The organism is Streptomyces fulvoviolaceus (assembly GCF_000718165.1).
Taxonomy (GTDB): domain Bacteria; phylum Actinomycetota; class Actinomycetes; order Streptomycetales; family Streptomycetaceae; genus Streptomyces; species Streptomyces fulvoviolaceus.
On sequence record NZ_JOEY01000057.1, the window covers coordinates 20868 to 33037 of the forward strand.

Below are 12170 nucleotides of genomic sequence, written 5' to 3' on the forward strand. Positions count from 1 at the left end.
ACTCCTTCGAAATCCGGGAGTGCGGAAAGGGGGGTGCGAGACGCCGGAAGAGGCGGGGAGCGATGGGCCGCAGGGGTTGCCTGCACGGGGCCCGGCTCACGACCGCCATTCGCTTGGTCGAGCGAGACGTTCGGCTCCTACAAAGCTAAGGGAGGAGGGCCTGTCTGTCTCCACAGTTACTCGGACTTCCTACTATCTGAGACAGTGCAGTGGGTCACACGGCCCTGACCTGCGGTTTCGCGTGTGCACGCAGCTCGCGGACGAAGGCGCGCACAGCTGAGGTGGTCGCGAGTTCGGGTGTGGTGACGTAGCCGACGCGACGGGTGGGGCGATCCGGGCCGAGGCCGGTGATCTCGATGCCGGCCGGAGCTCCGGTGAGGGAGAGCGTGGGCATGATCGCCATGCCGAGGCCACTGCCCACCATCGACAGCACCGCTCCGTCGTCCTCGGCGCGGACGGTCGCGGCGGGGATCCAGTCCTGCGCGGCCCACCAGGTGCGGGTGTAGGAGGAGCAGTTCTCCCGCCAGTCGACCAGGGGCAGCGAACGCGGGTCGGGGTGACCGGCCGGGTGCACCAGCGCGTACGGCTCCTCCAGGAGCACGTCGCCTATGAGCTCCGGCGGGATCGGCGAGCTGGTGCCGAGGGTGGCGATGCCCAGGTCGGCCCGCCCTTCGACCACTTCCCCGGCCGTCCCGGGACCGACTTCTCGTACGACGGTCACGGTGGCCTCGATGCCGGGGTGCCGTGCGGCCAGCCGTTCCAGCACGGGCGGCAGCAGATACAGGGCCGCGCTGCGGAAGGCGGCGATCCGGAGAGGGCCGCCGACCTCGCCCTTCTGGGTGCCCCGGGTCTCGACGACCAGCGTCTCCAGCATCCGCAGGACGCGGCGGGCGTGGGTGACGGCCCGCGCACCGGCCGGAGTGGGCCGGGCGCCGTATCGCCCCCGCTCGAACAGCACGACCCCCAGCTTGCGCTCGATGCCGCGCACGGCGTGCGAGACGGCGGACTGGGTGGCGCCGAGCCGGAGACCGGCCGCGGAGAACCCACCTTCGTCCGCCACGGCGACAAGAACCCGCAACTCCTGCGGCACAAGATCGACGGCGCTGCCCATCCACTCCCCCACCTGCATCTATGCGAGCGGCTCATGGGTCCGCCCGTTGCATGAGCCCAACCCCCTCCCCACCCCGTCGCATTCCTCCCTACGGTCCCTCCCATGACCGACACCGCGCTCACCGTGCACCAGACGTCCCGCCCGACGGGCTTCCCCACTCCCGACCACTTCCGTTTCATCGATGCGCCGGTGCCGGATCCGAGCCCCGGCACAGCCGTGGTCGAGAACCTGTACTGGTCCGTGGACCCGTACCACCGCGAAATGATGGACGGCGACTTCGAGTTGAACGCGCCGCTGGAAGGCCGCGCCCTGGGCCGGATCATCGCGACCCGCGACCCGGTGGCACTCCCGGAGGGCGAGATCGTCTTCCACCGCAAGGGCTGGCGGACGCACGCGGTGGTGGCCCCGGAGGAGATCAGACGCCTTCCGCGGCACGAAGGCGTACCCCTGTCCGCCTACTTGAGCATCCTCGGCGGTACGGGCCTCACGGCGTACGTCGGCCTCACCCGCGTCGCCCGTCTGCGCGAGGGCGACGACGTCTTCGTCTCCGCGGCGGCGGGCGGGGTCGGCACGGCGACGGGCCGCTTCGCACGACTGCTGGGCGCGGGGCGCCTGGTCGGCAGCGCGGGTTCACCGGCGAAGGTGCGGTACCTGACCGAACAGGTCGGCTACGACGCCGCCTTCGACTACCACACGGCCCCGGTGACCGACCTCCTGGCGAAAGCCGCCCCCACCGGCATCGACGTCTTCGTCGACAACGTCGGCGGCGACCACCTGGCGGCGGCGATCGGCGCGCTACGGGGCCGCGGCCGGGTGGTCCGCATCGGCACGGTCGGCCAGTACAACACCCCGGACGCCCCTCCGGCCGTCTTCAACCACGCCGACGTGGTGGAGAAGAGCCTCCGCGTCGAGGGCTTCCTGGTGAGCGACTACCGGGATGTACAGGAGGAGTTGTACGAGTTCGCCGTACCGCATCTGCAGAGCGGGGCGCTCGCGCTGGACGAGACGGTGGTGGAAGGGTTCGAGGGGATAGTGGAGGCGTTTCTGCTGATGCTGCGGGGAGGGAACACGGGAAAGATCCTGGTGCGGGCCTGAGGCGGGGGGCGCCGCTTCCAGGCGCCGGCCGGTGCATTTCAGCCCGTCCGGCGTTTGAGGACGAGGCCCTTCGGGCCGAAAGCGGGGGTCTGGGGGCAGCAGCCCCCAGGGACGGGACGGGTAGGGGCGGCGGGGGCGAAAAGGGCCCGACCTCAGCCACCATGGACAGGAGTCGGTCCGGACCCGGGAGGGAGCCCCGATGGCCACGGAACACCCCCACACACAGGTGATGACCCAGCACCGCTTCGGCGGCCCGGAAGTCCTGCAGCTCGAGGCCCGCCCCCGCCCCACCCCCGGCGACGACGAGATCCTCCTCCGCGTACGGGCGACGGGCGTCACCCCGGAGGACTGGCTGGCCCGTTCGGGCACAGCCCCGCTGTACGGGGACCCCCCGTTCACGCTGGGCCAGGACGTGTCCGGCGTGGTGGAGGCGGTCGGCAGGGAAGTCACCCACTTCCGCCCCGGCGACGAGGTGTTCGGCAGGATCGACGGCGGCGGCTACGCCGAACACGTCACCGCCCCCGCCACCCACTTCGCCGCGAAGCCCGCCCTCCTCGACCACACCCACGCGGCCGCTGCCCCCACCGCCACACTCACCGCCTGGCAGGCCCTGATCGACATCGCCCGGGTCGGCCCGGGCACCCGCGTCCTCATCCACGCGGCAGCGGGCGGCGTCGGCCATACGGCAGTGCAACTCGCCAAGGCGGAGGGCGCGTACGTCGTCGCCACGGCCCACCCCGACGAGCACGACTTCCTGCGCGACCTGGGCGCCGACGAGCTCGTCGACGTGACGACCACCGACTTCGCCGCCACCGTCCACGACATCGACGTCGCCCTCGACCTGATCGGCGGCGACCACGGCCCCCGCACCCTGAACACCCTGCGCCCGAAGGGCCTGTTGCTCGCCGCGGTCCCCGGTGACCTGGGCCTGTCCCCGGAGGAGGCCGAGGCCCGCGGGATGCGCTGCGCGGTCGTCACGCCGGAGCGGGTGACGGCGATCGTCACGCAGAACGGCAACGCGTACGAGGAGGGGCTGGGCGAGGCGGCCTGGGCGCCGGTGCTCGCGCTCATCGCGGAGCGCACGCCGGAGACGGAGGCCCCCGTACGGGAGATCAGCAGCCCGGAAGGCATCAAGTGGCAGTACCTGCACGGCGTTCCGGAGGACCAGCAGGACCTCGTCAGCCCGGACGCCTACGCACACGACGCCGCCCTGATGTCCCGCCCCGGCCAACCGGAGATCCAGCTCGACCTGATCTCCGACTACGGCTCCAACCTCGCCCTCTACCCTGCCTTCCACGACTACTTCCGCACCAGCCAGGTCCCCCTCCTGGCCGTCTGGGGCGCCCACGACGAGATCTTCGTCCCGGCAGGTGCCCTCGCCTACCGGCAGCACCTGCCGAAGTCCGAAGTCCACCTCCTCCCCACGGGCCACTTCGCCCTGGAGACCCACGCGCCCGAGATCGCCGTGCTCATACGGGACTTCCTCGCCCGGAACCTCACCACCTGAGCGCGGTCGCCACCGCCTCCCGGAAGCCCTTCGGATCCTCGATCCACGGCAGATGCCCGGCGTTCGGCAGGATCACCCGCCGTACCTGAGGCAGCGCCCGCTCCAGCGAGTCGACCGCCGACCGCGGCCGGATGTCCCGCTCACCGTCGACGATCAGCACGGGCAGGTCGAGGGCCCGGCAGGCCTCGTACAGCTCGGGGGTGCCCCAGGTCTGCTTGGTCTCGGTGTTCAGGGCTTTGCTGCACTCGGAGTTGATCTCGAACCAGGGGTCGGCCATGCGCCCGGCGTGCTCGATCGCCCGCTCCCGGTCCTCGAACTCCACCGACCAGTTCAGCACCGCCCGTTCAGGTCCCCAGTCCTTCAACTCCCGCCAACGGGCGAGCCGTTCCGGCACCTCACCGAGCCTGGCGAGGAGGTTCTTCTCGTAGGGCCCGTGCCAGGAGGACACCGGGTCGATGCCCACGCCGCTCACGTACACGAGCGCGGCGACCCGCTCCGGATGCGCCAGCGCGTAGCTGAGCGCCAGCTGCGCACCCCAGGAATGGCCGAGCAGCACCATCCGATCGAGCGCGAAGTGCCGTCGTACGGCCTCCAGATCGGCCACGAAGCGCTCGCTCGTCCACGGCCCGGCACACCGCTCGGACCGTCCGCACCCGCGCTGGTCCCAGCGGACCACGGTGGCCAGGTCGTCCACCATGTCCGCCACGTCCGGGAACATGTCCCACAGCCCGGGCCCGCCGTGACACAGCACCAGCGGCACCCCGTCGCCCGAGCTGTCCGCCCAGAGCCGTACACCGTCGTCGGTCGTCACCGTCTCCGTCATGGAGTCGAGTCTGCCCGCTTCGGGAAGCCTGAGGGCCGGGAAACGCAAGGGGCCGGGCAATCGCCCGGCCCCTCGTGCGACATGACCAACCGTCAGCCCATGTGCGGGTACGTGTAGTCGGTGGGCGCGACCAGGGTCTCCTTGATGGCGCGGGTCAGCGTCCAGCGCATCAGGTTCTGCGGGGCGCCGGCCTTGTCGTTGGTGCCGGAGGCGCGGCCGCCGCCGAAGGGCTGCTGGCCGACGACGGCGCCGGTCGACTTGTCGTTGATGTAGAAGTTGCCGGCCGCGTAGCGGAGCTTCTCCATGGTGTACGCCGCCGCCGCGCGGTCGCCCGAGACGACCGAGCCGGTCAGCGCGTAGTCGGACACCGACTCCATCTGGGCCAGCATCTCGTCGTACTTCTCGTCCTCGTAGACGTGCACCGCGAGGAACGGGCCGAAGTACTCGGTCGTGAAGACCTCGTTCTCCGGGTCCGAGCACTCGACGACGGTCGGACGGACGAAGTAGCCGACCGAGTCGTCGTACGAACCGCCCGCGACGATCATGCAGTTGGGGTCGGACTTGGCGCGGTCGATGGCCGCCTTGTTCTTGGCGAAGGCGCGCTCGTCGATGACGGCGCCGATGAAGTTCGACAGGTCGGTGACGTCACCCATGGTCAGGTAGTCGACCTCGGCCGCGAACTCCTCCTTGAAGCCGGAGTTCCAGATGGACGCCGGGACGTACGCCCGGGACGTCGCGCTGCACTTCTGGCCCTGGTACTCGAACGCGCCACGAGTCAGCGCCGTCTTGAGGACCGCGCGGTCGGCGCTCGGGTGGGCGACGACGAAGTCCTTGCCGCCGGTCTCGCCGACCAGGCGCGGGTAGGAGCGGTACTTCTCGATGTTGGCGCCGACCGTCTTCCACAGGTACTGGAAGGTCTTGGTCGAGCCGGTGAAGTGGATGCCCGCGAGGTCACGGTGCTCAAGGGCCACCTTGGAGACCTCGATGCCGTCACCGGTGACGAGGTTGATGACACCCTTGGGCAGACCGGCCTCCTCGAGGAGCTGCATCAGCAGCACGGCGGCGTGGGTCTGGGTCGGGGACGGCTTCCAGACGACGACGTTGCCCATGAGAGCCGGCGCGGTCGGCAGGTTGCCCGCGATCGCCGTGAAGTTGAACGGCGTGATCGCGTAGACGAAGCCCTCCAGCGGGCGGTGGTCGAGGCGGTTCCAGACGCCCGGCGAGTTGGCCGGGGGCTGCTCGGCGAGCAGGTCACGGGCGTACTGGACGTTGAAGCGCCAGAAGTCGATCAGCTCACAGGGGGTGTCGATCTCGGCCTGCTGGGCGGTCTTGGACTGGCCGAGCATCGTGGAGGCGGCGAGCGTCTCGCGCCACGGTCCGGCCAGCAGCTCGGCCGCGCGCAGGATGATCGCCGCGCGGTCGTCGAAGGCCATCGCACGCCAGGCGGGCGCGGCGGCGAGGGCCGCGTCGACGGCGTCCTGGGCGTCCTGCTGGGTGGCATTGGCGTAGGTGCCGAGGCGGGCCTTGTGGTTGTGCGGCTGCACGACGTCGAAACGGTCGCCGCCACCCAGCCGCTTCTCGCCGCCGATGGTCATCGGCAGGTCGATCGGGTTCTCGGCCAGCTCCTTCAGCTTGGCCTCCAGGCGGGAGCGCTCGGGGGAGCCGGGGGCGTAGCCGTGCACCGGCTCGTTGACGGGGGTGGGGACCTGGGTCACAGCGTCCATGGGTTCCGTAACTCCTTGTACGTGAGCGGGTGTTCGGTCAGCCCTTGGTGAGGGTGGAACGGGCGAAGAAGAGGAGGTTGGCCGGCTTCTCCGCGAGTCGGCGCATGAAGTAGCCGTACCAGTCCGTCCCGTAGGCGGTGTAGACGCGCATCCGGTGGCCCTCGGCGGCGAGCCGCAGATGCTCGTCGCTCCGGATGCCGTACAGCATCTGGAACTCGTACTCGTCGAGCTTGCGGCCGGCCTGGCGGGCGAGTTCCTGCGCGATGGAGATGAGGCGCGGGTCGTGGGACCCGATCATCGGGTACCCCTCGCCCTCCATCAGAGCCTTCAGGATGCGGACGTACGCCTTGTCGATCTCGTGCTTCTGCTGGTACGCGACCTCGGCGGGTTCCTTGTACGCGCCCTTCACCAGCCGCACCCGGCTGCCGGCCGCGGCGAGGCGGCGGGCGTCGGTCTCGGTGCGGAAGAGGTAGGCCTGGATGACGCAGCCGGTCTGCGGGAAGTCCTTCCGCAGCTCCTCGTGGATGGCGAACATCGAGTCGAGGGTGGTGTGGTCCTCGGCGTCGAGCGTGACGGTCGTACCGATGGCGGCTGCGGCCTCCACGACGGGCCGGACGTTGGCGAGGGCGAGCTCGTGACCGCCCTCCAGCGCCTGACCGAACATCGACAGCTTCACCGACATCTCGGCGCGGGTGCCCAGCTCCAGCTGCTTCAGCCGGTCGACGAGCTCCAGATACGCGTCCCGGGCGGCGGCGGCCTGCTCGGGCGTGATGATGTCCTCGCCGACGACGTCCATCGTCAGTTCCAGGCCCCGGTCGGTGAGGTCCCGGACGATCGGGACGATCTCGTCCACCGTCTCGCCGGGGATGAAGCGGTCGACGACCTGCTTCGTCACCGGGGCCGCCGAGATCAGGCGTCGCAACCGGTCGCTGCGCGACGCGGCAAGAATCACGGGACCCAGCACGGGGCACCTCCACAAACCAGCAGATAGAACCACCGTGAAACCTAAGGATCCCTCCGATCGTCGACCATCGACAGCTGTCACGCATCCGTGCCACAGATCTCAGACAGATGTATGAAGCGGGTGCGGTTATGCGGGAGAATGCCCGAGTGACGTCGGAATTCAAGGGTGACTACGAGGAACTGGTCGACGAGATCTCGGAGCTCCTCGGCGTGCCCGCGACGCTGGAGAACCGTGACTTCGAGCTGATCGCGTTCGGGGCGTACGACAGTGAGGGCGACCTCGATCCGTCGGCGCTGGACCCGGTCCGAACCCGCTCGATCCTGACCCGCCGCTCGACGGCGACGGTCCGGACCTGGTTCGAGGGCTTCGGCATCACGCGGGCAACGGGCCCGGTCCGTATCCCGCCCACCCCGGAGGCAGGGGTCTACCGCGGACGGATCTGCCTCCCCGTACGCCATCGGGGTGTCGTCCTCGGTTATGTCTGGCTGCTGGAGTCCGACCCCGGCCCGACCGAGCACCAACTGACCGCCGCCATGGCGGTGACGGTCCGCATCGGCGCGCTGCTCGCGGACGAGGCGCAGCACGGGGCGGATCTCAGCCGGGAGCTGCGGGCCGTGCTGACCGCCGAGCGCGGCTGGCAGGGCGACATGGCGGTGGCGGCGCTGCGTACGGCCCTCGGCACACGCGGCGACGGACCGCACGCGGTGGTGTGCGTCGCCCCCTGGCCGTCCGCCGACCCGGACGACGCGCCCTCACCGCGTACGGTGCCCCACACGACCGCCCTGTGCACGGTCCCGTGGGGCACGACGGGCCAGAGCCTCGCGGTCCTCGTCCGCCTGCGCTCCCCGGAGGTACGGACACCGGCACTGACAGCGGCGTCCCGCCTGCTCGGCGAGGGAGCGCGCACGGCGGGCGTCGGAGAACCGCGGGGCGGGAGCGCTCGGACGGCAGGCGTCGGCGACCCGCGAGTCGGCCTCGCGGAACTGCCCGCCGCCTGGCAGGAGGCCTCGGCCGCGGCCCGCGCCGCCCTGGCGGAGCCCCGGCTGGGCCCGGTCGCGGAGTGGGCGTCGATCGGCCCGTACCGCCTGCTGACCTCGCTCCCACCGGAGACCGCCCACGACTCCGCCGTACGCCCCCTCCTCTCCCCCACCCACCGCGAACTCGCCCGCACCGCCGAGATCTACCTCGACTGCGCGGGCCAGGCCGGCCGCACGGCCGCCGAGCTGGGGATCCACCGGCAGACGCTGTACTACCGGTTGTCCCGGGTCGAGCAGCTGACGGGCCTGGACCTGGACGACGGGGAGGACCGGCTGCTGCTGCACATGGCGCTGAAGGGGGCGCGGCTCTAGCCATGCCCCTGCTGGACTGGTGAAGAGGCAATGTTCCGTGCCTGCGCTGTTCGGGGCCTGAGGACTTCGTACTGGAGACGGTCTCCTGGGGCGTCGGCACGGAGCAGCGCCGAGCGGCGGGTGACCTCCGGGTCGGCGACGGGTTCACTCAAGGTGCCCACCTGCGATGGCGCTTCGCTACCGTCTGCCAGGGCCCGAACGCTTCGCGAGGCATCCCTTCAGGGGATTCCGGTGCGGTACCGGTAGATGATCCCTTCGATGATGCGACGGTGGTCGGCGAACGGACGCCCTGCCTTCCCCGTGTTGCGGGGAAGGCAGGGCGCCAGGCGCGCCCGCTGATGGTCACCGAGGCCGGTAGGCGGTGGCCAGCACGGAGACGGTGACCTGATCGGGCAGGACGCCGTCATCGTTCAGGTCTGCACGGCTCACGTGGCGTGCGCTCGGCGTCATCGCTACCAGGTCCAGGGCACCTGGCCTCGTCAGGGTCACGGGATACTCCACCTGTTCGGTGACGGCGGCCTCGAAGAAGGGGTCCAGCGCCCGGTGCAGGCGCTGTTCCTTGGTCGGGTCGATCGTGACCATCGCAGGCAACCGGCCGCGCAGCTCAGCCAGGTGCCGCCCGGTGGGACGGATCACGATCAACCGGCCGGTCGGGCGCAGCACGCGGTGGAACTCGGCGGGGTTGCGCGGGGCGAACACGTCCAGCACGACATCGGCCACCCCGTCGGCCAGCGGGAAGGGACGGAAAATGTCCCAGGCCACTGCGGCGGCTCGGTCGTGGGCTCGGGCTGCCGAGCGCAGCGCGCGCACCGATGTGTCCAGGCCCAGACCACGGGCGCCGGGCAGCTGGTCGAGTACGCCGGCCAGGTAGTAGCCCGTGCCGCAGCCCACGTCCACAACCGTGGCCTGCTCAGACACGGCGTCGGCCGCCAGGCGGGCCCCGACCTGGCGGAGGGGCGTATAGGTGCCGGTGGAGAGGAATCGGCCCCGGGCCTGGACCATGGTCGCGTCGTCGCCGCTGGTGGCGCGGGTGCCCGTCAGCAGGCCGGCGTAGCCGTGGCGGGCGATGTCGAAGGTGTGGCCCACCGGGCAGCGCAGTGCGCCGCGGTCGGGGTGCAGGCGGCGCGTGCGGCACGTTGGGCAGCGCAACAGGTCGAGGGAGAGTTCGAGGGCAGGGGGAAGCGACACGGGCACGAGGCACTCCTGGCAAGCGTGAGGGGAAGAGACCGTGCCTGCACGCACACTCAGAAAGTCACTGCTCCAGCAAGGAACGGGCAGCGCCGGGAACGTAGTTCACGCAGCAGGCACACCAAGGAGGGCGACGCCGTCCGGCATCGCCCTCAACGCCTTCCGATCACAGGAAGCAGCAGTGCGGGGTGCTCATGAATGCCACACCATGAGTCTACGAGCATCGGCGAAGCCCTTCATGCCCCACCGAAGTTGAGAGAGACGACCTAGCCGGCCTCCGGGGCGGCGGCTTCAAGGTCGGCGATGCTGCCCGACATGATCGTCCGCACGTGCTCGGTGATGTGCTCCGCGGGCCAGTCCCACCAGGCCACTGCCAGCAGCCGGGCGACGTCCTTGTCGCTGTACCGGGTGCGGATGGGACGGGCCGGATTGCCGCCGACGATCCCGTAGTCGGGCACGTCTGTGGTGACCACGGCGCCGGAGCCGATGATCGCGCCGTGTCCGATCCGCACGCCGGGCATCACCGTCGTGCCGTGGCCGAACCAGACGTCGTTGCCGACGACGGTGTCCCCCCGATTCGGCAGGCCGGTGAGCAGGTCGAAATGCTCGGACCACGAGCCGCCCATGGTCGGGAAGGGAAAGGTCGAGGGGCCGTCCATGCGGTGGTTGGCGCCGTTCATGATGAACCGCACTCCCGTCCCCAGCGCGCAGAACTTGCCGATGACCAGTTTCTCCGGCCCGTAGTGGTAGAGCACGTTGCGCGTCTCGAACGCGGTCGGGTCGTCCGGGTCGTCGTAATAGGAGTACTCCCCGACCTCGATCAAAGGAGACTTCACCAGCGGCCTGAGCAGCACCACCCGCGGCTGCTCAGGCATCGGATGGAGGACCGTCGGGTCGGCAGGCACAGGCATGGCGAGCGATTCCTCATGGGTTGCGGTCGGTATCCGGTCCCATGGTCGCGGTACTGCGCCAGCCGGAACAACGATTTATCACCTGCAAGAACATGCACCTACTGCCCATCAGTGACGTCCGGGTCCGACCGACACGCCAAGAGGACGCTCGACGCGAAGCAGATCTCTGATCGATGAGGCTAAGCGGGAGCGGACGAGGTGCCGGCCTGGCCGCCGTGCTGGAGGCGGGGGTCGAGGACTACATCGTCCTCCCGTGCCGACTCGTCGGTGCTCCCCGCTCGGCCCTTCGTCGAGGGAGGTGAGTCAGTCCTTCGTGCCTTCGGTGCTCTGGCAGGCGGCGAGGTAGTCCGCCCAGCTGTTCTGCGCGTATTGAGCCCACTTGTGTGCGGTGCCGGGGGCGATGCCGAACAGGTCGCTGATGACGATGGGCGGGAGGTCGGCCACGGATTCGAGCCTGGCGGTGTTGCGCGCGCTCAGGCCGGGTAGCCCGTGCTGCTTCATGAGCCGGGTGATCTCATCCACGCTCCGGTTCAGGAACCGGGCGGACTGCTGCCGAGCCCAGCCCTCCTTCATGGCCCTGAAGACGGCTGCGGCCAGGTCGAGGTGAACGACATTGCGCGCCAGAACGAGTTGCGCCGATCCTGGCGCCTGAGTGCCCACAGCCACGTTGCATCAGATGCAACATTCTTGAGTCTGCCCGTTAGGGTGCAGGTCACAGCAGGGAGTGCTTCCAGTGCTCGCTGGAGGCCCACGCATTCGACCAGGGGGACGGGTGTCCGGTCACTCTGCGGAGTGTTGCATCTGATGCAATCCCGCCTCATCATGCTCGACCTCGACAACACGCTGGTCGACCGGGACGCGGCGTTTCGGGAGGCGGCGATCGGGTTTCTGGCCGAACACGCCTTGCCCGAGGGCGACTTGGCGTGGCTGACCGGTCTCGACGGCAGTGGGTACACGCCACGGCAGGACGTAGCCCGAGCCATGTCGGAGCGCTACGGGCTCCCCACAGGCGTCATCGGGCATCTGCTCGACCACGGCGTCGCCGAGCATGTCGTCCTGGCCGAGGCCACCCGGGACGCGCTCCGCACGGCGAGCGACGGCGGGTGGACGTGCGTGATCGTCACCAACGGGCGTGTGGCGCAACAGGAGACGAAGATCCGGAACACCGGCCTGGACCGCCTCGTCCACGGCTGGGTCGTCTCCGAGGGGGTCGGTCACAAGAAGCCCGCGCCGGAGATCTTCCACGCGGCGGCGGCCGCTGTCGGGGCTTCACTCGACGGGGCCTGGGTGATCGGGGACGCGGCCCACGCCGACATCCGGGGCGCGCTGGAGATCGGAGCGCGCAGCGTCTGGGTCGCGGGTGGGCAGGCGTGGCCGGAGCCCGGCTTCCGGCCCACCCACATCGCCCAGGACGCCGCCTCCGCCATCCGGTACGTGACCAGCACCTGAGCCAATTATTGAAAACGATTATCATCGTGCTACGGTCTGCGCACCCACT

The 12170-nt window shown here is 70.1% G+C and carries 11 protein-coding genes and 1 pseudogene; 4 read left to right on the forward strand and 8 right to left on the reverse strand.

Going from position 1 to position 12170, the window contains the following annotated elements:
- Positions 1 to 214: 214 nt before the first annotated feature.
- Positions 215 to 1111 carry a LysR family transcriptional regulator gene (locus IG08_RS0143705; protein WP_052425127.1) on the reverse strand — a complete coding sequence of 299 codons (897 nt, stop codon included), beginning with the start codon at positions 1109 to 1111 and terminating at the stop codon, positions 215 to 217.
- Between the two features lie 102 nt (positions 1112 to 1213).
- Here IG08_RS0143705 and IG08_RS0143710 point away from each other — a divergent pair, with 102 nt between their 5' ends.
- Both IG08_RS0143710 and IG08_RS56125 read left to right on the forward strand, forming a co-directional pair.
- On the forward strand, positions 1214 to 2206 hold the full coding sequence (locus IG08_RS0143710) for an NADP-dependent oxidoreductase (protein WP_030617005.1): 993 nt from the start codon (positions 1214 to 1216) through the stop codon (positions 2204 to 2206).
- Between the two features lie 199 nt (positions 2207 to 2405).
- On the forward strand, positions 2406 to 3713 hold the full coding sequence (locus tag IG08_RS56125; protein ID WP_052425121.1) for an alcohol dehydrogenase catalytic domain-containing protein: 1308 nt from the start codon (positions 2406 to 2408) through the stop codon (positions 3711 to 3713).
- Here IG08_RS56125 and IG08_RS0143725 read toward each other — a convergent pair.
- From IG08_RS0143725 to IG08_RS0143735, 3 genes are all read right to left on the reverse strand, one after another.
- Positions 3703 to 4536 carry an alpha/beta fold hydrolase gene (locus IG08_RS0143725; protein ID WP_030617009.1) on the reverse strand — a complete coding sequence of 278 codons (834 nt, stop codon included), beginning with the start codon at positions 4534 to 4536 and terminating at the stop codon, positions 3703 to 3705. The two genes, IG08_RS56125 and IG08_RS0143725, sit on opposite strands and share 11 nt — an antisense overlap.
- A 92-nt stretch (positions 4537 to 4628) precedes the next feature.
- Positions 4629 to 6260, reverse strand: a complete 1632-nt coding sequence (pruA, locus tag IG08_RS0143730) for an L-glutamate gamma-semialdehyde dehydrogenase (RefSeq protein ID WP_030617011.1) — start codon at positions 6258 to 6260, stop codon at positions 4629 to 4631.
- A gap of 37 nt (positions 6261 to 6297) precedes the next feature.
- A complete protein-coding gene (locus IG08_RS0143735; protein ID WP_030617012.1) occupies positions 6298 to 7224 on the reverse strand; it encodes a proline dehydrogenase family protein in 927 nt (308 codons plus the stop codon).
- Between the two features lie 128 nt (positions 7225 to 7352).
- On the opposite strand from IG08_RS0143735, the gene IG08_RS0143740 reads away from it, so the two are divergent.
- A complete protein-coding gene (locus tag IG08_RS0143740) occupies positions 7353 to 8573 on the forward strand; it encodes a PucR family transcriptional regulator (RefSeq protein ID WP_030617015.1) in 1221 nt (406 codons plus the stop codon).
- 154 nt (positions 8574 to 8727) lie between these two features.
- On the opposite strand, the pseudogene IG08_RS60865 reads toward IG08_RS0143740, so the two are convergent.
- The 4 genes and pseudogenes from IG08_RS60865 to IG08_RS0143755 form a co-directional block, all read right to left on the reverse strand.
- Positions 8728 to 8980, reverse strand: a pseudogene (locus IG08_RS60865) (transposase); the annotation flags it as partial.
- On the reverse strand, positions 8916 to 9767 hold the full coding sequence (locus tag IG08_RS0143745) for a methyltransferase domain-containing protein (RefSeq protein WP_030617019.1): 852 nt from the start codon (positions 9765 to 9767) through the stop codon (positions 8916 to 8918). The pseudogene IG08_RS60865 and the gene IG08_RS0143745, both read right to left, overlap by 65 nt.
- A gap of 260 nt (positions 9768 to 10027) precedes the next feature.
- The gene (locus IG08_RS0143750) at positions 10028 to 10672 is read right to left on the reverse strand and encodes a CatB-related O-acetyltransferase (protein ID WP_030617021.1); all 645 of its coding nucleotides are present in this window, start codon (positions 10670 to 10672) and stop codon (positions 10028 to 10030) included.
- Between the two features lie 303 nt (positions 10673 to 10975).
- Complete coding sequence (locus IG08_RS0143755) at positions 10976 to 11338, reverse strand: hypothetical protein (RefSeq protein ID WP_199821039.1); 363 nt, start codon at positions 11336 to 11338, stop codon at positions 10976 to 10978.
- Positions 11339 to 11476: 138 nt separating this feature from the next.
- Here IG08_RS0143755 and IG08_RS0143760 point away from each other — a divergent pair, with 138 nt between their 5' ends.
- Positions 11477 to 12121 carry an HAD family hydrolase gene (locus tag IG08_RS0143760; protein WP_030617025.1) on the forward strand — a complete coding sequence of 215 codons (645 nt, stop codon included), beginning with the start codon at positions 11477 to 11479 and terminating at the stop codon, positions 12119 to 12121.
- Positions 12122 to 12170 lie beyond the last annotated feature (49 nt).

Excerpts from the sequence above, each read along its gene's own strand:
- IG08_RS0143750 (WP_030617021.1), bottom strand. The coding sequence starts at position 10,672 with ATGCCTGTGCCTGCCGACCCGACGGTCCTCCATCCGATGCCTGAGCAG.
- IG08_RS0143725 (WP_030617009.1), bottom strand. The coding sequence starts at position 4,536 with ATGACGGAGACGGTGACGACCGACGACGGTGTACGGCTCTGGGCGGAC.
- IG08_RS0143740 (WP_030617015.1), top strand. The coding sequence starts at position 7,353 with ATGCGGGAGAATGCCCGAGTGACGTCGGAATTCAAGGGTGACTACGAG.
- IG08_RS0143710 (WP_030617005.1), top strand. The coding sequence starts at position 1,214 with ATGACCGACACCGCGCTCACCGTGCACCAGACGTCCCGCCCGACGGGC.
- IG08_RS0143705 (WP_052425127.1), bottom strand. The coding sequence starts at position 1,111 with ATGGGCAGCGCCGTCGATCTTGTGCCGCAGGAGTTGCGGGTTCTTGTC.
- IG08_RS56125 (WP_052425121.1), top strand. The coding sequence starts at position 2,406 with ATGGCCACGGAACACCCCCACACACAGGTGATGACCCAGCACCGCTTC.
- IG08_RS0143760 (WP_030617025.1), top strand. The coding sequence starts at position 11,477 with ATGCAATCCCGCCTCATCATGCTCGACCTCGACAACACGCTGGTCGAC.
- pruA (WP_030617011.1), bottom strand. The coding sequence starts at position 6,260 with ATGGACGCTGTGACCCAGGTCCCCACCCCCGTCAACGAGCCGGTGCAC.